General features: G+C 63.5%; 16 protein-coding genes. 3 read left to right on the forward strand and 13 right to left on the reverse strand.

What is annotated here, in order from left to right:
- Positions 1-106: 106 nt before the first annotated feature.
- Positions 107-2,953, reverse strand: a complete 2,847-nt coding sequence (locus AC57B1_RS29350; protein ID WP_496419433.1) for a winged helix-turn-helix domain-containing protein — start codon at positions 2,951-2,953, stop codon at positions 107-109.
- 130 nt (positions 2,954-3,083) lie between these two features.
- Positions 3,084-3,701 (reverse strand): DUF2889 domain-containing protein, encoded by a 618-nt coding sequence (locus AC57B1_RS29355; protein ID WP_496419434.1) that lies wholly within the window; start codon positions 3,699-3,701, stop codon positions 3,084-3,086.
- Positions 3,702-4,085: 384 nt separating this feature from the next.
- Between AC57B1_RS29355 and AC57B1_RS29360 the strand changes: the two genes are divergently transcribed.
- Together AC57B1_RS29360 and AC57B1_RS29365 are read left to right on the forward strand one after the other, a co-directional pair.
- Positions 4,086-5,249 (forward strand): porin, encoded by a 1,164-nt coding sequence (locus AC57B1_RS29360; RefSeq protein WP_408348680.1) that lies wholly within the window; start codon positions 4,086-4,088, stop codon positions 5,247-5,249.
- Between the two features lie 99 nt (positions 5,250-5,348).
- Positions 5,349-5,699, forward strand: coding sequence for a BON domain-containing protein (locus AC57B1_RS29365; protein ID WP_408183816.1), 351 nt, complete (start codon positions 5,349-5,351; stop codon positions 5,697-5,699).
- Positions 5,700-5,773: 74 nt separating this feature from the next.
- Here the strand turns inward: AC57B1_RS29365 and AC57B1_RS29370 are convergent, their stop codons facing one another.
- From AC57B1_RS29370 to AC57B1_RS29385, 4 genes are all read right to left on the reverse strand, one after another.
- Entirely contained in the window at positions 5,774-7,195 is a 1,422-nt protein-coding gene (locus tag AC57B1_RS29370) for an aldehyde dehydrogenase family protein (RefSeq protein ID WP_496419435.1), read from the reverse strand.
- Between the two features lie 34 nt (positions 7,196-7,229).
- Complete coding sequence (locus AC57B1_RS29375) at positions 7,230-8,150, reverse strand: TauD/TfdA dioxygenase family protein (RefSeq protein ID WP_408348676.1); 921 nt, start codon at positions 8,148-8,150, stop codon at positions 7,230-7,232.
- Between the two features lie 153 nt (positions 8,151-8,303).
- Positions 8,304-9,992, reverse strand: a complete 1,689-nt coding sequence (locus tag AC57B1_RS29380; protein WP_496419436.1) for a GMC family oxidoreductase — start codon at positions 9,990-9,992, stop codon at positions 8,304-8,306.
- A 78-nt stretch (positions 9,993-10,070) separates the two neighbouring features.
- Positions 10,071-11,360: an MFS transporter gene (locus AC57B1_RS29385; protein ID WP_496419437.1), complete on the reverse strand. Its 1,290-nt coding sequence runs from the start codon at positions 11,358-11,360 to the stop codon at positions 10,071-10,073.
- 701 nt (positions 11,361-12,061) lie between these two features.
- Here AC57B1_RS29385 and AC57B1_RS29390 point away from each other — a divergent pair.
- Positions 12,062-13,732 carry an electron transfer flavoprotein-ubiquinone oxidoreductase gene (locus AC57B1_RS29390; protein ID WP_496419447.1) on the forward strand — a complete coding sequence of 557 codons (1,671 nt, stop codon included), beginning with the start codon at positions 12,062-12,064 and terminating at the stop codon, positions 13,730-13,732.
- A gap of 69 nt (positions 13,733-13,801) precedes the next feature.
- On the opposite strand, the gene AC57B1_RS29395 is transcribed toward AC57B1_RS29390, so the two are convergent.
- From AC57B1_RS29395 to AC57B1_RS29425, 7 genes are all read right to left on the reverse strand, one after another.
- A complete protein-coding gene (locus tag AC57B1_RS29395; RefSeq protein ID WP_496419438.1) occupies positions 13,802-15,145 on the reverse strand; it encodes a TAXI family TRAP transporter solute-binding subunit in 1,344 nt (447 codons plus the stop codon).
- Positions 15,146-15,343: 198 nt separating this feature from the next.
- On the reverse strand, positions 15,344-15,697 hold the full coding sequence (locus AC57B1_RS29400) for a RidA family protein (RefSeq protein ID WP_496419439.1): 354 nt from the start codon (positions 15,695-15,697) through the stop codon (positions 15,344-15,346).
- Positions 15,698-15,775: 78 nt separating this feature from the next.
- On the reverse strand, positions 15,776-16,948 hold the full coding sequence (locus AC57B1_RS29405; RefSeq protein WP_408348664.1) for an NAD(P)/FAD-dependent oxidoreductase: 1,173 nt from the start codon (positions 16,946-16,948) through the stop codon (positions 15,776-15,778).
- Positions 16,941-18,359, reverse strand: a complete 1,419-nt coding sequence (locus AC57B1_RS29410; protein WP_408187672.1) for an FAD-dependent oxidoreductase — start codon at positions 18,357-18,359, stop codon at positions 16,941-16,943. The genes AC57B1_RS29405 and AC57B1_RS29410 overlap by 8 nt, the downstream gene beginning before the upstream one ends.
- Entirely contained in the window at positions 18,349-18,720 is a 372-nt protein-coding gene (locus AC57B1_RS29415; RefSeq protein WP_091804458.1) for a (2Fe-2S)-binding protein, read from the reverse strand. The genes AC57B1_RS29410 and AC57B1_RS29415 overlap by 11 nt, the downstream gene beginning before the upstream one ends.
- Before the next feature lie 7 nt (positions 18,721-18,727).
- The gene (locus AC57B1_RS29420; protein ID WP_496419440.1) at positions 18,728-19,864 is read right to left on the reverse strand and encodes an NAD(P)/FAD-dependent oxidoreductase; all 1,137 of its coding nucleotides are present in this window, start codon (positions 19,862-19,864) and stop codon (positions 18,728-18,730) included.
- Entirely contained in the window at positions 19,861-20,658 is a 798-nt protein-coding gene (locus AC57B1_RS29425; RefSeq protein ID WP_091804452.1) for an ABC transporter permease, read from the reverse strand. The genes AC57B1_RS29420 and AC57B1_RS29425 overlap by 4 nt, the downstream gene beginning before the upstream one ends.
- Positions 20,659-20,672: the final 14 nt, after the last annotated feature.

The following is a 20,672-nucleotide window of genomic DNA, read 5'->3' on the forward strand; positions in this document are numbered from 1 at the left end:
CATAGTGGCTCGTGGCGACGAGCGAACCACCCGAGGTGGGTGGCGAGGAGGGATGGAGCCGAACGAGGAAGGACTACCCGGCGGAGCACGTCAGGACGCGGGTGCGTCAGTCGGTCTCTTCGCCGGCAACGGGCGTCGAGCCCAGTTCGAGGTCGCGGACGCGTGCGACCGCTTCGTCACGACTGGTCACGCCGAGTTTGCCGTAGATGTTCTTCAGATGCCACTTGACGGTCTCAGGCGAAATGCCGAGCGTGCGGGCGATTTTCTTGTTGGGCAACGCCTGCGCAAGCAGGCCCACAACCCGGGCTTCGCGCTCGCTCAGCGTTTCGGCGGCGGTGGGCTGCGAGTTACGGTTGGCGGGTTTGAAAGCCGGTTCCGCGTCGCTCGCCGAGGTGGCCTTGTGCGCGGCCTGGAGCCGGCTCACATAGAAGGACAAGACCGGATCGTGCGCTTCGCCTTGCACCACGGCGGTAATGAGGTCCAGCGCGCCGGGATCGGCGTCGAGCAGGCTGCGGACGAGACCCAGCCGGTGGCCCCGGCGCAACGCGGCGAGCACGGCTTCGCGCGCGGCTTCGGCCCGGCCTCGACGGGCGTCGACCACCGCAGCTTGCATCTGGAAGTGCGCAAGGTGCCGTTGCCAGCCGCGCGCCTCGCAGAACGGAATCAGCGCCTGAAGACGGCTCGCGGCGCCTTCGAAATCCTCGTGAGCGATACACCAGTTGATGTGCGAGCTTTCCGCCATCGCGTGGATTTCCGCAGCGGTGCCCGCCGTGCTGGCCACCGGTGTGCTCACCACGCGCGCCACGATCATGTCGAGCCGCGCGAGCCCGGCTTCCGCTGCGTCGAACTGACCGCTCAGCAGATGGCGATGAATCTGCTCGGCCACACTATGCGCGATGAGCCGCTGCAAACCGTATTGGGTCGCGTATTCTTCGAGACGTTCGAGATAGGCGAAGGCATCGAGCCGGTGTCCCGCGGCCCAATGGACCGCTGACAGCACGGTCAGGACGCGCAATACGGAGTCCGGAATGGACACGCGTTCGAGCACGTCGACGCGGTCCTCCAGAAGTTTGCGTGCCGCGTCCAGTTCGTTGAATTCGTACAGCACTTCGCCGAGCAGCGCTGCCGCGAAACATGCCGCTTCGGCGGTGGCGCTGCCGTGTTGATCCGCCTCGAACAGCACGTCGCGACTGATGCGCTCGACCTGGATGAACTTGCCCTCCAACGCATAGCTGAACCCCGCAATGCAGCGGCCGTTCAGCGTGCCGGCCGAGGTGCCCATGAGCGGCGCGCCGTCCACGAGAAGTTGCGGCGCCTCGCTCTGAACACGCCGCGCTTCATCGTACTCGCCGCGGCGCATGTGAATCCACGAGAGCAGGTTGTTGCGGCCGCCCACGGTGAGGCTGTCGGCGTGAGCGGGAATTTGCCGCATGTCCGGCAAGACCGATATCGCCTCGTCCGTGTCGTCGCGCTGAACGGCGAGCGCTGCGCGTAACAGGATGAGGCGATAGCGCGAATTCGCATCGCTTTCGGGGATATCGGTTTGCAGGCGCGCGATAGCCGCGGCGCACGCGTCGAATTCGCGTGCATACAGTTGCAGGTGCACCATCCACAGGCGCAATCCGATGCGCGCCTGGACTTCGGCGAGCGGGAGCAGGCGGATCAGCCCGACGAGCTTACGCAGGTCGCCTTCGATCTGCATGGTCCGCGCGACGCGTAGCACGAGATCGGCGGCCGCCGCCGACTCGCCCGCGAGTAAGGCGTGCCGCACGGCGTCGTCGTGCTGGCGGTGGTCGCGAAACCAGATCCACGCCGCCAGATGCACCTCGCGTTGGTGCAGTTCGCTGCGCGCGCGAAAACGCTCGAGCAGCGTCTCGCGAAAAAGCGGGTTCAGCCGATACCACGTCTCGCTGCCCGAACTCTCGATCGGGGCGATGAACAGGTTGTCGTTTTCCAGTCTCGTCAGCAACGCACGCACTTCGGCAGGCGACTGCTCGTCGCCGATCAAGGCGATGCACAGCGGCGCGCAGACGCGCGTGCAACTTGCCATGCGGACCAGCATTTCCACTTCGGAAGGCGCAAGGCGCGACAACACCTCGCGTTCGAAATACGTTGCAAACCCGCGGGCGTCCAGCAGTTGGGCGTTCGCGAGCGGGTCTGACGGCGCGAGGTCCGTTGCGCCCTGTTTTTTTCTCTTCAGACGCATCGCGAAGAGTTGCAGCCCCGCCACCCAGCCGTCGGTCAGTTCATGCATATGGCGCGCTTCGCGCTGGCCGATCTCGCCCAGCTGCGCTTTGAGAAACGCCTCGGATTCGGTGGCCGTGAAGCGCAGATCGCGCATGTCCAGTTCCAGGGCGAGGCCCTGATCGCGCGGGCGTCCCAGCGAAAGCGGCACGGTGCCACGCGAGACGAGCACGAGATGGAGATTCGCCGGCGCGTAGTCGAGCAGCCATTGCAATGCTTCGTGATTGCGCGCATTGGCAACGTGATGCAGGTCGTCCAGCACCAGCGTGACGTCGTTCGAATGAGCGGCGATACCGCGCACGAGCGCGATGATCGTGCGCTCGACCGCTTCGTCGTCCATGCCGCGGCCGCCTAGCAGAGCCGCTTCATGGCACATCGCCGGGTCGACCTGGGCGAGGCTCGCGACGAGGTAGTCGAGAAAGTGCGCGAGTTCGTTGTCTTCCGGTGCGAGTGTCAACCAGGCGATGTCGAAACCGAGCGAAAGCAAGGCTTCGCGCCACGCGATCAGCAGGCTCGTCTTGCCGCAGCCGGCCGGGCCCTGGAGCACGACGCAACGGTTGCGCCGGGCGTCGAGTAATTGGGCCAGCAGACGTTCGCGCGCGACGACGCGGGCGGTATTACGTGGCGGAATCAATCGGGGATCAGCTCGGGAGTCCGCGGAGCCGCCTTGGGAGCGGCGTGGGTCCACGGGAGGGGAATTCTGCGACATCGTGACCTGCGCCTTGCGCGCCCTGGCTTCGCGCCGGGTCGGCGAGGGCCAAAGGGCGAAATGATAATCGGCACATTGTAGCGCAGCGCTCGCAGCGTTTTCACGTTGGACAGGGGAGTGTCTTCCCGGATCAGCCTGGGTCCGGCAGGCGGGTCGCGCCGGCGGTGTGTGCTGTATCGCGCACGGATTCCTGCTTGCGCCGCGACACGAATTGCACGACGTCGCCACCCGCGCGCCACGCATGACAGGTGTCGGTCATGGGATGAGCCTGAACGTTGTTTGCCCCGTCGGCGGACTCGGCGTTGGCGGGGGCGCCTTTGCGCCAACCCATCAGCGTCTGGATAGCTGTCGTGGCAATGGGACCGAGCAGCTCGGTCAGATGCGTGCAGCCTTTCGGACCGGTAAGGCGGCTCTTGACCTCCTTCATGAAGCCCGCGCCGATGGTCACGCCCTGTAAGCCGGCATAAGCCTCGTTGATTTCCGTGCAGTAGCGGCTCGGCGAGGAGTCGGTATGCGCCTCGATGCGATGGATCAGGAGATTTGAATCGATCGTGACCACGATGCGCATGTCGTGAATCGGTGAGCCGGCCGGCACGGTCTTGAAGAGCAGATCGGCATCTTCCGCCTTCGTATCGCGGATGCGACCTTCGATATCGAACAGGCCGTCGCTTCGTTCGAAGCCCATGCACTCGACCCGGCGGGTGTGAACGAGCCGCCGCGTTAAAGGATTCGATGGGATGGCAGGCATAGGTACCTCGTTGACAGAAGCAGTCATTCGATTGATGGAAGACGAATCAGGCCGGGTGTTGATCGAAACACACGGACATCTCGTGGTTCAGCGAGAGGAGCACGTGGGCCCTTGAGCGATCGATATCACGGAGCCTATTTGAGCGCCGAACGCCAGCCGCCCCCTGCACCGGGGGGGCGAGTTCGATGCATGTCGCCACATCTTTCACCGCTCGGGGTATTCCCGTCCCCCCTCTGTTTGGGTAGGTCATCTGCCCGGACGTCCCTGCAATATGGCCTCGCAACGACCGGCCGGGCTGGTGCCGGCCGTCGTCCCGTCGCACATCTGCATGAGTTTGCTTTACCCGTGTCCGTGGGGCACGGCAAACACAAAGAGGAGACATGCATGCGTTTCATGAGTCAGAGCATTTGCGGAGCTACATTGATTCTCGCCGCCGGAGGAGCGGCGGCCCAGTCGAGCGTGACGCTATACGGGGTGGCGGACGTGTTCGTCCAGTACCTGGATAACGGCGGAAAACATTCGTTTTCCGAACGAAGTGGCGGCTCCACGGGTTCCCTGTTCGGCCTGAAGGGATCCGAAGACCTCGGTAACGGTCTGAAGGCGGTGTTCGACGTCGAAACCGGCTTCAACATCAACAACGGAGGCTTCTTCGCGGACAGCACGGCGATGTTCTACCGGCAATCGTGGGTGGGAGTGAAGCACGATTCGTATGGCCAACTGAGCTTTGGGCGTCAGTATCAACCGAGCTTCTGGGCCGTCTACTTCACCGACCCGTTCCGCGGTAACGAAGTCATGTCGCCGCTGGCAGCGGCCGACCTCGCCGGCGCAACCGACCGCTCCACGCTCGCAACGCAGTACGTGTCCGGGCGAACCAGCAATTCGATCTTCTATTCGTCACCCGACATGCGAGGCGTGCACGTCTACGCCATGTACGCGATGCCAAGCACCGTCACGCAACCCGTGCCCGTGCGCTCCGGCGCGATGGTCGACGTGGCCGCGAACTATTCGGGCTACGGCTTCTATGCGGGCGTGGGCTACCAGTATCAGCACGGATCGCAGGAGAGTGCGCCGCTGGTGCCCACCGCGCCGACGCTGCTGACCACATTCGATCTGATGGGAACGGAGCACTTCACCGGCGCGCTGGCATACCGGCTGGGCATCGTGAATTTCCAGTTCAACTATTCGTATAACCGGCCGAAGGATGCACCTGCCGGCTCGCTCGTCACCATCACGCCGGCAGTCAAGTTGCCGCTCGCTTCGCTGGTTCACTCGTACAGCATTATCGAGCTGGGCGCGACGATCCAGGCCACACCCGCGGACGTGATCGAAATCGCCGGCATCGAACGGGATGTGCGTGGCGTTCACGACAATACGCCGGGTATCGAAGTCGGCGTCGACCACAGTCTGTCAAAGCGTACGAGTCTCTACATGCGCGCGGGCTACCTGAAGAACAATGGCAGTGCGAACATGAGCTGGCCTGGTGTGACGGGCGTCGCCAGCGGTTCGAAGCAGGTTCTTGCGGTGCTCGGCATGACACATCGTTTCTGACGACAGCATGCGTTCACGAAAGACGCCGCGAGGCGGCGTCGTTCGTGAGCACTGTGTCACGGTCTTCAGCGGGTCCGATATCACAACAGGAAAACATCGATGAAACAAAACAAGGTATTCACGCTGGTAGGCAGCGCGCTGCTCGTTCTGGCATCACTCGACGTGCACGCGCAGAGCAGCGCTGCGGCCCCTGCATCCGGCCGGTCATATGCGTCGGACGCGAAAGCCGTCAAGGCCGCCGACCGCGCGCTTCAGAAGAACGTGGTTCGCGCGCTGAGCAAAACGAAAGGGCTGAGGGCCACCACGATTACGGTGCGGGCGCATAACGGCGTGGTAATACTGGAAGGAACGGTGCCGGAACAGTCGCAGGTCGGTCTGGCGACTCAGGCTGCTGAAGGGGTTGAAGGCGTGGCCTCAGTCACGAACGCGTTGACGTTATCCACGTTGTAAAGCGTATTTCTTGCGTTCCTGCAGTGAGGTCGGGGCCCGCTCGCGGTGTGTGAGCGGGCCCTTTGTTCAGGGGTTTAGCCTGTCACCGATTTGCATTCGAGAAACTCGGCCAACCCTTCTCGACCATACTCGCGTCCGTTCCCGGATGTCTTATAGCCGCCGAAGGGAACCGTAATGTCCAGCATCGCGCCGTTGATCCGCACCGACCCCACGCGCAGGCGCGCGGCCACACGGCGGGCGCGTTCCGGGTTGCTGGTGGCGATATAGGCGGCGAGTCCGTATTCCGTGTCGTTGGCCATCGTAATGGCGTGTTCCTCGCTGTCGTATGGAATCATCACCAGCACCGGTCCGAAAATTTCCTCGCGCGCGATCTTCATGTCGTTGCGAACATCCGCGAAAACAGTCGGGCGCGCGTAGAAGCCCTGCGCGATTCCTTCGGGCCTGCCGGGGCCGCCGGCAACTACCCTCGCGCCTTCCTCGATGCCGGCCCGGATCATGTGCTGCACCTTCTCGTATTGCGCTCGGTTCGAGATCGGGCCCATCTTGGTGGCCGGGTCCGCGGGATCGCCGACAACGATCCCATTGGCGACCGCCGCGGCAATCGCCATGGCCTCGTCGTATCGTTCGCGTGGCACCAGCATGCGGGTCGGCGCAACACAGGTCTGTCCGGAATTGACCATGCACTGGGCCACGCCGCTCGTCACAGCGGCCTGCAGATCGGCGTCGTCGAGAATCAGCAGAGGCGACTTGCCGCCGAGTTCCTGCGCCACGCGCTTGACCGTGGGCGCAGCGCTTACCGCCACTTCCACGCCGGCACGCGTCGAGCCGGTAATCGACACCATGTCCACGTCGGGATGCGACGACAGCCGTGCGCCGACGATGCGCCCTTCGCCAAAGATCATGTTGAAGACGCCGGGCGGCGTGCCCGCTTCGTGCATGATTTCGGCGAAGATCACAGCGTCGAGCGGAGCGATTTCGGAAGGCTTCAGCACGACGGTGCAGCCCGCTGCCAGGGCCGGCGCGACTTTGGCGGCGATCTGGTTCAACGGCCAGTTCCACGGCGTGATCAGCGCCGCGACGCCGACCGCTTCGCGGCGCACGTAGCTCTTGTCGTGTTGAGTCTCGAACTCGAAATGGCGCAACGTCTCCACTGCGGCCTGAAGCTGCGAGAGGCCGATCGCGGCCTGCAGATGCTTGCATAGCGTAATGGGCGCGCCGATCTCGATGCGGACCGCCTCGGCAATGTCGTCGAGCCGCGCGCGGTAGCATTCGATGATCCGCTCGAGCAGCGCGACCCGCTCGGCGCGACTCGATTCCGACCAGACCGGAAAGGCGGATCGCGCCGCGGCGACGGCGCGATCCGCGTCTTGCGCGGTTCCCATCGTGAGCTGGCCGGTCAGCGTCTCGGTGGCCGGATTGACGATGTCCGTCTGCGTGCTGCCGGCGGACGGCTCGACCCATTGGCCGCCGATATAGAAGGTGTTCAGCGTTTTCATTTCGTTTCCTGGGATTCTGTGGGGCGCGTCGAACTCAGGCTGCCACCGGACGATCGCCGATCACCGTCGCACGCATCATGTGGCGCGGCGCCGGGAAGTAGTCCTGGACCGCATAGTGCTGGCACGAGCGGTTATCCCAGAAGGCGATCGTGTTCGGGCGCCACTTGAGGCGGACCTGATATTCCGGCGCCTGGGCCTGGCGGAACAGGTACTGCAGCAGTTCCATTTCGGCGAGCTTGTAGTCGAAGCCGACGCGATACTCCTTCGCGGTCAAATGGCCGTAATTCGACAGATGCGTGGTAAACGCTTCGTTGACGTAGAGGATCTTCTCGCCAGTTTCGGGGTGGACTCGCACGACCGGGTGCTCGACGGGCGGAAACTTCGCGCGCATCGTTGCGTGCTGGTCCACGGGCACCGCAATGCCGAATAGCGGAAGGAAGTCGTGGACCGCCTTGAGGCCGGCGATTTTCGCCTTCACGTCGCCGGGCAAATTCTCGTAGGCCGCGACCATGTTGATCCACATGGTGTCGCCGCCGACCTCGGGGCATTGCACGCATCGCAACATGGAGCCCATGGAGGGAATCTCGCGCCACGATACGTCGGAGTGGTACAGGTTCTCCCGGCCGCGCTTGGTATCGTTGCGGCCGAGGATCACCAGTTCCGGATGCTCCGGGTGATGCGGAAACGCGGGATGAATCTCCAGTTCACCGAATCGCTTTGCCACGGCGACGTGCTGGGCTGGGCTGATGTCCTGGTCGCGGAAAAACAGAACCTTGAACTTCAGCAGTGCGCGGCGCAATGCAGCGTAAGTGTCGTCGTCGAGCGGATCGCGCAGATCGACGCCGCGAATCTCCGCGCCGATAGTCGGTGTATAGCGTTCGACGGCGAACGGCCAGGCGTTGTCGGAATTGGCGTGCACCGCTGTCGAATCGGGCGCGATCTCTGTTGCTTGCATGTCATGTCTCCATTTGTCAGGGCCCGCATGTGCCGCGGCGCGTGGGGCTCGCGGCAGTTGGGACGGTTTCACAGGCGCACGCGGGGCGCGTATGCCGGGTTCTGGTTTCGTGCGACGCCGTTTGCGCGCCGCTTCAGCGCGCGGGGCGGCCGTCTAGCGGTGGTCGGCGCGAATCAGATCAGCGGCTTTCTCGCCGATCATGATGGCCGGTGCATTCGTGTTGCCGCCAATCAGCGTCGGCATGATCGACGCGTCGGCCACGCGCAGCCCTTCAATGCCGCGCACGCGCAGGCTCGGGTCGACCACGGCCATTGCGTCGATTCCCATCTTGCAGGTGCCCACCGGGTGAAAGACGCTGTCGGCATGGCTGCGCACGAACGCCCGGATCGCTTCTTCGTTCGAATCGTCCGGTCCGAAATCGTCCGTCAACAGTTCCTTTCCGCCCGCTTCGGCCAGCGCCGGCTGCGCGAAAATACGGCGGACGATCCTGACACCGGCGACCAGCGCTTCCATGTCGGCTTCCGCTGACAGAAAGCGTGGATCGATCGACGGCGCGTCGCGCATGTCCGCGCTACGTAGACGCACGTGACCGCGGCTCTGCGGCCGCAGAATATAGGCGTGACAGGAATAGCCATGTCCGAGTTTGCGGCGTTTCGCCACGTTACGATTGCCGAGCAGGGCGAGAACGAAAGCTAACTGCACGTCCGGTATGGCCAGGTCGGGGCGGCTTTTCACAAAGGCGCCTGCCTCCGCGAAATTGGAACTGACCATGCCGCTGCGATCGCGCCGGTAACGCCACATGCCGGATGCGAGCCGCAGAAAGCCGCCTGCGGAGTAGCCATAGAGGTCGTTGGATTTGACCTGTTTGTTGACGATCACGTCGAGGTGGTCCTGCAGATTCTCGCCCACGCCGGGCAGATCCTGCACGACCTCGATACCGTGGCTGCGCAGATGCCCGGCCGCACCGATGCCCGAGGCCATCAGCAACTGCGGCGAATTGAAGGCGCCACAACTGAGCACGACTTCGCGCCGCGCCCGCAAGGTTTGCTCGACGCCTGCCCGCACCACGCTGACGCCGCGCGCACGTTGGTTCTCGATGACAAGACGCAACACCTGCGTGTCCGGGAGCACGTGCAGGTTCGGGCGGCCGCCGTTCAGGTCCGGATCTTTCGCATTGCCGTTGTGCAGGTAGGCACGCGCGGCATTCCAGCGTTCGCCATTGAACTGCGTGACCTGATAGAGGCCGGCGCCTTCCTGCTCCGCGCCGTTGAAGTCCGTGTTCAGCGGCAATCCGGCTTGCAGCGCGGCATTCACGAAACGATGCGAGAACGGGTTGGGCGTTCGCAGGTCGCTCACGTGCAGCGGACCGTCGCCACCGTGCCACGGATCGTCAGTACGTCCGGCGTGGCGCTGGTTGCATTCACTGCGGCGGAAGTAGGGCAGGACGTCGTCGTAGCCCCAACCCGTACAACCCAGAGCGGCCCATTCGTCGTAATCGTTGCGATGTCCACGAATGTAGACCATGCCATTGATCGACGAACTGCCGCCCAGTCCGCGTCCTCGCGGCTGAAAGGACGGGCGTTCGTTAAGGCCGGGCTGACGTTCCGTGAAATAAGCATAGTTGCGCGGACCGGCCTTTTGCACAGTCGATGCCAGACCGATCGGCACCCATACGCTCATGTGATGGTCATGCGGACCGGCCTCGAGCAGAGCGACCGTGACTGATGGATCCTCCGCCAGTCTGGCGGCCACCGCGCAGCCCGCGGAGCCTGCGCCGACGACGATATAGTCGTACTCGGCCGCGATCATGCTGCTGCGAGCGTTGTTACCAGGTCTGATCATGGCGCCTCTGTTCGTTGAAAGGAATGTGTGCACGCGCAGCGGCTGTTGTCTTTATCGCTGCTGCCATAGCCAGATCGATCAAGTCGCGGCTTGCGTTGCGAAGTGATTGAGTGTTCTGTGCGAGCGATCAGGATGAAGCCAGCGCACGGCGGCGAGAGAGGCCGCGATCAGCAGGACGGCGCTGACCGTGAAGCCGAGTTCATAGGCATGGCTGTTGCCGCCGCCATAGACCTGTACGATCCGTCCCATCACGGCCGGTGCGAATGCGGCGCCAAGACTTGCGAGTGCCGTGTGGATGGCGACGAGCGCCCCGCGCTGAATGTCCGGGACCATTTCGGCGAGCAGCGCGGGAGCCAGCGTGAAGCTCAACGTCGGCAATGCGCCGGCCACCGCGAGTAGCGCCACTTTCTGCAACGGCGGCAGGTGAAGCAGCATGAGGGTGATATACAGCAGAGCCCCGGCAACCGCCGACAAACAGATCAGATGGACACGCGCCTTGCGTGTGGACACGCCGCGTCCGAGCATGCGTTGGGATAACCAGCTCAGGCCCACGTTGACCGGAGTGGCGGTCGCGACCACCACGGCGAAGCAACGACCCGCATCGACACCGCTGAATCCGAGCCCTTTTTCGAGGTAGGTGGGGATCCAGGTCAGGCTCAGGCCCAAGGTCCAGTAGGCGGTGAATCCGAGTGCGAACACCGAGAGGACCGAACGGTCCGTGAGGATTCTCCGATATGGTAGCCGCGACGTGCGGTTTCGCGCGATCGGCGCGGCTTGCTGCTTACCGAGGCCGCCCTCGCGCCCGAAACATGCCCACAGTACGCTCCACGTCGCGCCTATCGCGCCGAGGAGCAGAAAGTTCATACGCCATCCCCACTGTCTCGTGACGAGCGGAATCAGCAGGCCGGCCAGCAGCATGCCGAAAGCCGCGCCCTGGTTGATGATGGCGACGGGCAGATTGCGTTTGCGGTCGGGGAACCACTTGTACAACGCATGCACGGAAACCGGAAACGCCGGGCCTTCGGCGGCGCCCAGGATCACGCGGCAGATGAGCAGCCCCAGCGCGCTCGTCGCCATGGCCTGCGGCAATTGAAGTACCGCCCAACTGAGACCCATTGCCAGCAATAGCCAGCGGGTCTGGAAGCGGTTCGAAAGAAACCCCACGAGGACTGTCGAAATGGAAAAGAGCCAGAAGAAGCTGCCGGCGACAAGTCCGAATTTTTCCGGAGACAGGTGCAGTTCGGCCGTCAACGGCACGGCCACTAGACCGAGCACGATCTTGTCCAGGAAATTGATGAGGGCGAGCCCCGTCAGCAGGAAGGTCATCGTCCACGCGGACTTTACCTGGAAATCAGGGGAAGCGGTCATAGGTTGTCTCCGGTAGTCCTGCTCCCGGCGGACTTCGCTGTCCTGGCCGGTAATGCGGACTTTGTAGCGCCACGGTAAAGGGTGCGCGAGGGTGGGCAACCACCCGGAACAGGTAGGCTAGGGAAAACCTTGTTGCCCTGGATGGGGAAATGTCCCGTTATTCATGTGGTGTTGCCGCGGAGGAAAGGCGTTCTACCCCACCGGGGTGGTGGCACGGGAAGCGCATTGCCTTACTGTGAGTCCATGAAGTATCGAGCGGGATCGCGGTTCCGATCCGTGTCAGCCTTCATGAGAGGAGAGGCAGTGAATACCCGGGAAACATCGTTGCGCGGTCTCGTCGAAAAGTGGTTTGGACCTGAATCGCAAATGCGGGCACGGGTGACGCTTTTCAGTCACTCCCGTGCCGGCCGGTGGCGTTATGTGTGCGTGGCGTCGAGGCGGGCGACCGGTGAGCTGTCGATTTTTTTCTTCCGCCACGACGATGGTTCGTGGTCGGTGTTCCCCCCGGAAACAAAGCGGCCGTCAATGAACGTGGCGCGCATGCCGGTATTGCCCGGCGCGGCAGGACCGGTTGCGTCGCCAGGTTGAGCGGCGTCCTCTTCGAGGTGGACGCCGGAGATCGACGGGTTTGAATCGTTTGCTCAGGCGCGGCATGTTGTTGCGTTATCAACTAGAAAATATTGGAGATCGGTGCTGTGTCAATCCCGACATTCCTGGGCGACGATGAGTTCGCCCGCGAAGCAATCGAATACGACGTCGTGATCGTCGGCGGCGGCCCGGCCGGCCTGTCCGCGGCGATTCGCCTGAAGCAGCTGGCGGCGGAACAAGGCGTCGAGATTGGCGTGTGCGTACTGGAAAAAGGCTCGGAGATCGGGGCGCATATCCTCTCGGGCGCGGTCATGGATCCACGCGCCATGACCGAGCTGATTCCGGACTGGAAAGAAAAAGGCGCACCGCTGACCGTGGATGTGACCGAAGACAAGTTCCTGTTCCTGACCGAAACCGGTTCGAAGAGCGTGCCGGTGTGGGCATTGCCGGATAACTTCAAGAATCACGGCAATTACGTGATCAGCCTCGCGAATGTGACGCGCTGGCTGGGTCAGCAGGCCGAGGCGCTGGGCGTGGAGATTTTCCCGGGCTTTCCTGCGGCTGAAATCCTCTATAACGACGACGGTTCGGTCAAAGGCGTCGCCACCGGCAACCTCGGGATCGGCAAGGACGGTGAACCGACCGAGAACTTCCAGCTCGGCATGGAGCTGCACGCGAAGTACACGCTGTTCTGCGAAGGCGCGCGTGGGCACCTCGGCCGTCAGCTGAACGACAAGTTCAAACTGCGCGAAGGCGTCGATCCGCAGGTCTACGGTATCGGCATCAAGGAACTGTGGGAGATCGATCCGTCGAAGCACAAGCCGGGTCTGGTGATGCACACCGCCGGCTGGCCGCTGGAGAACGACACGTACGGAGGCTCGTTCCTCTATCACATGGATAACAACCAGGTGGTGGTGGGTTTTGTGGTCGGACTTGGCTACACGAATCCGTACCTGTCGCCGTTCGAGGAATTCCAGCGCTACAAGACGCATCCGGCAATCCGTGCTGTGCTCGAAGGCGGCAAGCGGGTGTCGTACGGCGCACGGGCAATCACGGCCGGTGGTCTGATGTCGCTGCCGAAACTGGTGTTCCCGGGCGGCGCACTGGTCGGCGACGATGCGGGCTTCCTGAATGCATCGCGGATCAAGGGCTCACATGCGGCGATCAAGACCGGCATGCTGGCCGCCGACGCCGCTTTTGAAGCTGTGCAGGCTGGACGCACCAGTGATGAACTCACCGCCTATCCGGAGAGCTTCAAGACCTCGTGGCTGCATACCGAACTGCATCGTGCGCGCAACTTCAAGCAGTGGATGAGCAAGGGTCTCTACCTCGGCACGCTGATGGTGGGCATCGAGCAGAAGCTGCTGGGCGGCAATGTGCCGTGGACGCTGCATCACCAACATTCAGATCACGAGATGCTGAAGCCGGCTTCGCAATGCAAGCCGATCGTCTATCCGAAGCCCGATGGCAAGCTGACGTTTGACCGGCTCTCTTCAGTGTTCATCTCGAACACGAACCACGAAGAGAACCAGCCCGCTCACCTGACGCTGAAAGATCCTTCGGTGCCAGTGAACGTGAACTGGCAGACCTACGCCGGCCCGGAGTCACGTTACTGTCCGGCAGCAGTGTATGAGTTCGTGAAGAACGACGACAACACCGAGCGCCTGGTGATCAACGCGCAGAACTGCGTGCACTGCAAGACCTGCGATATCAAGGACCCGACGCAGAACATCGTGTGGGTGACGCCTGAAGGCGGCGGCGGTCCGAATTATCCGAACATGTAGTCGATCTCGCAGGGCGACCGAACATGGCCGCCTCGCGTGGGATCCGAGCCCTTCGACTTTCCTGTCAGGCTATTTATTTATCTGCGCAGCCATGTGGGAAATCCGCCCTCTAACGACTTCAATTGCCAGCTTGAGGGCGTACACATCTGGAAGATAACGCTGCGGCATGCGTATCTGGTTAGCGTTCGCGTCGATCTGTTCGATCTCGGCGCTCCATTGCGAGATCTGTTCCTGGCTCGGCCGTTCACTTCGCCATATCTCATCTTCCAGCAGTTTCACTTCGCGATACCAGACTACGAGGCGGTTTTTGATCCGTGTCTCCGCGATTCGGGGCAACGCCTGAAGCACGCCAAGCAGCAAAGCCGCGAAGGGCAGAAGAATCAGAAGACGCCGCTCGATAAAACTGGCCAGCCAGAACGGAAGGTAGCGTTGCAGGAACGGACGGCCAGATTTGAAGTAGCGAATGCTTTCGTCGGAAACGGGAAATTCGTCGGTGTTGACGTTGGGAAACGTGCCGAGTGGCGTGAAGTAATCTTCGCGGCCATGGACAGCGCTGGCCGCATCCAGCAACAGATAGACGAAGGCCGGGTGCAACGAGTCTTTCGCCACGAGCAAAGCCGTTGCGGCGAGCAGGGTGACATCCGCCGACGGACGATCATTGGCAATGCTCGTCGAGCCGCGCGGAAAAATGACTTTGGAGAGTGCCGGAAATTTTTGGGCTAGCGCGTCGGCCTGAGCAAAGCTCATTAGCTTCAGATTGCTGTTGAGCAGGGTTCGTTGCATATCGGCATCCGGCCTGCCAATAAAGAACGCCGCATCGAGTTGTCCCGTTTCGAGACCTTGATACGCTTTGGTAGCGTCCATTTGCAACAGCTTGGCGTCGTCGCCTGAGACACCGCTGTAGGCGAGCAATTGCAGCGCGACGTTGAGCAGACCACTGCCAGGAACGCCAATGGAAATCCGCTTGCCACGCAATTGCGCCAACCGGTCAATCGTGGTGTCGCCGCGATAGAACACCCAGATCGGTTCGTACGAGACCGCGGCGATCGTTTTGAGGTTGTCGGTCTCTTTCGGACTCGTCGTGCCTGACTGGATAAAGCCGACCTGGTAAGCGCTGTCTGGATCCTTCAGCCGCTGATAATTTTCGATCGAACCGGAAGAACTGCGGATATCGAGCGTCACGCCTTTGCGTTTCAGGATCGGGCCGTAGCGGTCCGCAAAGCCGCGATAGATTCCCTCGTCCGCTCCGGATGTAATGACGATCGTATGTTGAAACGCGGGTTCGAGAATGATCGCCAGCAACCAGCCCGACACGGCCACCAGCAGAATCGCACCCGTGATGAAGAGCCACGGGCGCCTTGGCCTGATGGGTCCTTTCCGGGCGCGATGGAGAACGGGGCTGTTCCTTGGCACGTTTGGTCTCTTTGGTCAGTCCTCCGGACGGGAGGAGCACAACGCTGCCCTAACGTGCGTAGACTGCAGGCTACCCGGCTTCATGTCAACAATCCGGCAGGCGCTTTCTTCCTGCGCTGTATCGGCAATCAACCAGGTAGAAGGCGTTTGTCGGCGAACCCTCAGGCGCCAGATAAACACCCGCGCCAGCAGCGCCTCTCAGGCAAGTGCCACCACCGCGATTTCGACGAGGAACTCGGGCGCGGCAAGCTTCGCTTGCACCGTGGCGCGCGCAGGTGCGCTACCTTGCGGAACCCATGCGTCCCATACCTCGTTCATTCCCGCGAAATCGCGGGTAATGTCCGCGAGCCAGATCTGTGCGGAGACGAGTCGCGTCTTGTCGATGCCGGCCTTCTCCAGAAAATTGTCGATCTTCTCCAGCACCTTAGCGGTCTGGAGTTTCACGTCAGGGGTGTGATCGGCGGAAGTCTGGCCGCCGACGAATACGAGGCCGCCCGCCTTGACGACGCGGCTCATGCGTTGATTGGTTTCGATACGAACGATATCGGTCATGACACTCTCTCCAGTTGAAGTCGAACGAAGTCGCCGCGCGCTGATTGCTCGCACGACGGCGCAAAGAAATAACAGCGTTTAATGCGTCGCTAGAGACGAAGCACCGCTAAAGGACGACTCCGCGGTGCGGCCAAAGCGATCGATGGCAAACGCATCGAGCGAAATCGACGGCGCGCCGTCGAGCATCAGTTCGGACACGAGCTTGCCGCAGCCCGGCCCGAGCTGAAAGCCGCTGCCGCAATAGCCAAACGAGTAATACAGATCCGACGCCTTGCGGCTCGCGGAGATGACCGGCAGTTCATCTTCGGTAAACGCTTCGACGCCGGCCCACGCGCGGTTCACGCCAAGATTGCGCAGATGAGGAAACAGATCGGTCACGGTGCGCGCACTGCGCACGAGACGAACGAAATCGACTTCGCCGTGACGATTGGCAAGATCCGCAATGCCGATCAGCTTGCCGCCAATTACCACGGTGCCGTTGTCGAACTGCTTGAAAGACAGCGGCCTGCCCGTTGCGCCGAGCGTCGCGGAGCAGAACGGTGCAACACGATGCGTGACCATCAGCATCAAACCTTCGGGGTGCACCGGCACGGGCTCGCCGATCTGCTTCGCCAATTCGCCGGACCACGCGCCCGCGGTGACGAGCAGCTTTTGCGCGCTGAACGTGCCGTGTGACGTGACGGCGAACCATCGCGTGCCACGCTGTTCGATGCGGCGCACCGGCGTGCCTTCCAGAAACAGCACGCCGAGTCGTTGCGCGGCGAGCCGGAATGCCGTGGTGGTTCGATAGGGCAGTGCGTAGCCGTCGTGCTCCACCCAGATTCCGCCAGTGACATGCCGCGCGAGCGCCGGTTCGAGTTCGAGCACGGTCTCCCGGTCGATGACCTTTTCGTGCGTGAATCCATGCGATTCGAGCAGGGCGACGCGCTCGCGGCACGCATCGAGTTCGTCATCCGTTTCGGCGATCTTCAACTGACCGGAAGGAACGAAGCCGCCATCCTCGCCGAGCAGATCGGTCATGCCGTGCCAGATTTCCCGCGACATCAGCGCAAGCGGAATCTCGGGCAATGGACGGCCCAGCGTGCGCACGCCGCCTGCATTCACGCCCGACGAATGACGCGCGACGTAGTCGGCTTCGAGCACGATCACCTTCGCGCCGCGCCGCGCCATGTGGAACGCGCTGCTCGTGCCATGCAGCCCGCCGCCGACCACGAGGACATCGGCTTCCTGAATCTCGGTCGTGTCACTCACCAGCGAGTTCTCCGAGCGTGAGCGGCTTGATCGGCGGACGGATGCGGTAGTAGCCGACTTCGGCGGGCGAGACGCGGCGCGCGTCGGCGATCACTTCCGTCACGGTGAGGCCGCACATGCGTCCCTGACACGGACCCATGCCGCAGCGTCCGAACGACTTCGCCTGATTCGGTCCGACACAGCCGAGTTCGACGAACTTGCGCAACTCGCCCGCGGTGACTTCCTCGCAACGGCACACGATAGTCTCGTCGCGCGGAATGCGATTGACGTCGCGCGGACGATACAGGCTGTCGAGAAAAGGCCGGATGCGCATCACGCCCGCCAGTGCGCGGCGATGCGCGACGGCTTCCGCGTCGCGTGTCGCCGGGGTGATCGCGCCGAGTTGCGCGGCCGCCGCGAGACCTGCGAGCGTGCCCTGCAAGGCCGCTGCCTGCGCGCCGCCGATGCCCGCGCCATCGCCCGCGACGAAAATGCCGGGCACGTCCAGTTCGCCCCATGCATCGACTTTCGGGGTGAAGCAGAGCTGCGCGTTGTCCCAGCGGTGCGACGCGCGCAGCGCTTGCGTGAATTGCGTGTTCGGCACGACGCCTTGGTGCAGCAGGATCACATCGGCTTCGATACGATGCGCCGTGCCTTGTGTCGTGAAGTGAAGCGCGGCGGCGCGCTCGACGTGATCTGTGCCGATGCGCGCTTCCACGCGCAGATCGTCCGCCGCCTCGAAGATCGGCACACCCGCTTCGCGCAGCGTGCGGATCAGTTGCAAGCCTTTACTCAGAAACGGCCACGCGCGCAGCGCCGCCAGCGCGTGACGCTTCGCGCGCCAGCGGTCCTCGTGACGCGTGGTATCGACCAGCGCGCGGATCGGCACGCCGGCGCGCACATACTGCCAGCCGAGCAGATACAGCAGCGGCCCGCAGCCCGCCAGCACCGGCGGCGCGGCCGGCACTTCGCCCGCGCTCTTCAACAGAATTTGCGCTGCGCCCGCCGTCAGCACGCCGGGCAGCGTCCAGCCCGGAATCGGGAAGGGCCGCTCCAACGCACCGCTCGCGAGAATCACGCATTGCGCGTCGACGCTGCCGATCTTGCCGTCCTTCAGATAATTGACGCCGCGCTCGCGCGTGACCTGCCACACCGTCGCATGGGTCACGTGGCGCGCGCCGGAGGCGGCGAACGCATCGGCAATGGCGGAGCCCGCTGCGTAGTCCGGCCCGAGAATCTCCTTGCGGCGCGCATCGGCGCGGCCGATGCCGCGATAGATCTGGCCGCCCACGGCGTCCTGTTCGTCGATCAGCACGGTTTTGAGGCCGGCACGCGCCGCGCGCGTCGCCGCGCTCATGCCCGCGGGGCCGGCGCCCACCACGACCACGTCGACGGCTTCGGAAGCGAAATCGGATGCGAAATCAGCGGCCATGGGCGTTCTCCAACGGTGCGTCGGTCAGGTTTGCGGGCGGCAGGTCGCGCGCGCCTTCCTGCGAGCGGATTCGCATGCCGGCTTTGACTTCGACCATGCAGGCCTGGCGGCTCGGCACGCCATCGATTTCGACGAGACATTCGAAGCACGCGCCCATCATGCAGAAAGGCGCGCGCGCTGCGCCCGACACGGGCGTCGCACGAAAGCGCGATACGCCTGCGGCGAGCAGCGCCGCCGCCACGGAGCGGGCGCCCGGCACGGACAGCGGCCGGTCGTTGAACCAGATGTCGACGCTCGCAACGGCTGCGCCTTGCGCGTCCGGCAGCGGCTTGAAGAGTGTGTGAGTCGATTGGGTAGTCATGTCGAATTCAATGAGCGGGAGTCAGTTCTCCGGCGTGCTCGAAGCGGCGCGCGGAGAAAGTGGGCAATTCCTCGGGCATCGGCGCGCCCATGATCCACGGCGCGACGCGCAGCGCATGCGCGGCCGCCAGCGTCACGCCGCTATGGCAGGTGACGACGAATGCGCCGGGGTGTGCCTCGGACTGGTCATAGATCGGAAAACCGTCGGGACTGTAGACGCGCAACGCGGCCCACATGCGCACGAGCCGCACGTCATGCAACATCGGGAACGCGCGCACGCCGCGCCGGGCGATGTCGGCGAGCACATGCGTGGTCGTGAAATCGTTGAAGCCGACTTCTTCCATCGAATCGCCGAACTGCACGCTGCCTTCGTCGGTCTGGCGTACATTGAGCGTCGGATACTCGAGAAACGGTGCGACGCGCTCGCTCACCAGCACCTGGCCGCGATTGGGCGCGACCGGCGCCTCGAGTCCGACGAACGGCGCGAGCGTGCGATTGCCGAGCCCGGCAGCGAGCACGACCCGCGCCGCGCGATACGTCCCGCGCTTTCCATGCACGACGAAGCCCTGCGCTTGCGGCTCGATGCGTTCCGCGCGTTCGCCCGACACGAGCCGCACGCCGCGCGCCTGCATGGCGGTGTGCAGTCCGCGCAGGAGCTTGAGCGGGTTCACGTGACCATCCATTGGCGTATAGCTCGCGCCGATCACCGCGGGGCCTATCTGCGGAATGCGCGCGCGGACTTCCGCGGCGTCGAGCATCTGGTAGGGGTAATCGCCCAGTTCGGCTTGCAGTGTCGAGAGGCGTTTTTCGCGTTCGGCGAGTTCGTCGTCGTCGAAGCAGAAGTGAAAGCCGCCGGGCTGACGCAATGCCACGTTCACGCCTGTTTCCTGCATCAGCGCTTCCGCGAGTCCCGGCCAGCGCGTGGCCGAACTGCGCGACCACCGTGCATAAGGCGACAGGCCATAGCCCTTGCCCTGAACCCAGACGAGGCCGAAATTGCCGCGCGACGCGCGAAAGCCGCCGTCGTCCTCGTCGAGCACGGTCACGCGCGCGCCTTCGCGGGCGAGTCCGTAGGCCACGGCCGAACCGACGAGGCCGCCGCCCAATACAAGGACGTCGGGGCTGGCGGTGCTAGTCAATGTCATCGGGTTTCTCCGATCAGAATGCGATCCAGGCCGACCATGCGGTCGAGCAGGATCATCAAAAGGACCGTGCCGACGATCAGCACCGCCGACACCGAAGCGACCAGCGGATCGATCGTCTGCGCGATCTGGTTGTACATGGCGACGGGCAGCGTGGTGGTGCCGGGCGTCGCGACGAAAATGGTCATGGTCAGTTCGTCGAAGCTCTGGATGAACGAGAGCACCCAGCCGCCCGCCACGCCGGTGCGGATCATCGGCAGCACCACGCGGCGAAAGGCGGTGAAGCGGCTCGCGCCACAGGAGAGCGCGGCGCGTTCGGCATCGCGATCCAGCCCGACCGCTGACGACAGCGCGAGCCGCAGCGCATACGGCAGCACGATGATTACGTGCGCGCACACCAGCGACCAGAACGATCCGGACAGATGCAGCAGCGACAGAAAGCGCAGGAACGCGATGCCGAGCACGACTGCCGGAATCATCATCGGCGAGAGGAAGAAGCTCGTGAGCGCGGCGCGGCCCGGAAAGCGATAGCGGGCGATCGCCAGCGCGGCAGGCACCGCCAGCAACACGCCGATCGTCGCCGCCGCGAACGCGAGCCGCACCGAGAGCCAGAATGCCGCGACGATGTCGCCGTTCTCGAGGATCGCGCGGAACCAGCGCAGCGACGCGCCGTCGAAAGGCATCGAGATGAAGCCCTTGTCGGTGAACGCCACGAGCATCACCACCGCGAGCGGCGCGAGAATGAAAGTCAGAAAGAACGCGTTGTAGACGAGGCCGAGAATGCCGTTCTGTTTCATGATCGTCTCCTTCG

The organism is Paraburkholderia sp. BGA-UO-ETr-F21, from assembly GCF_059567925.1.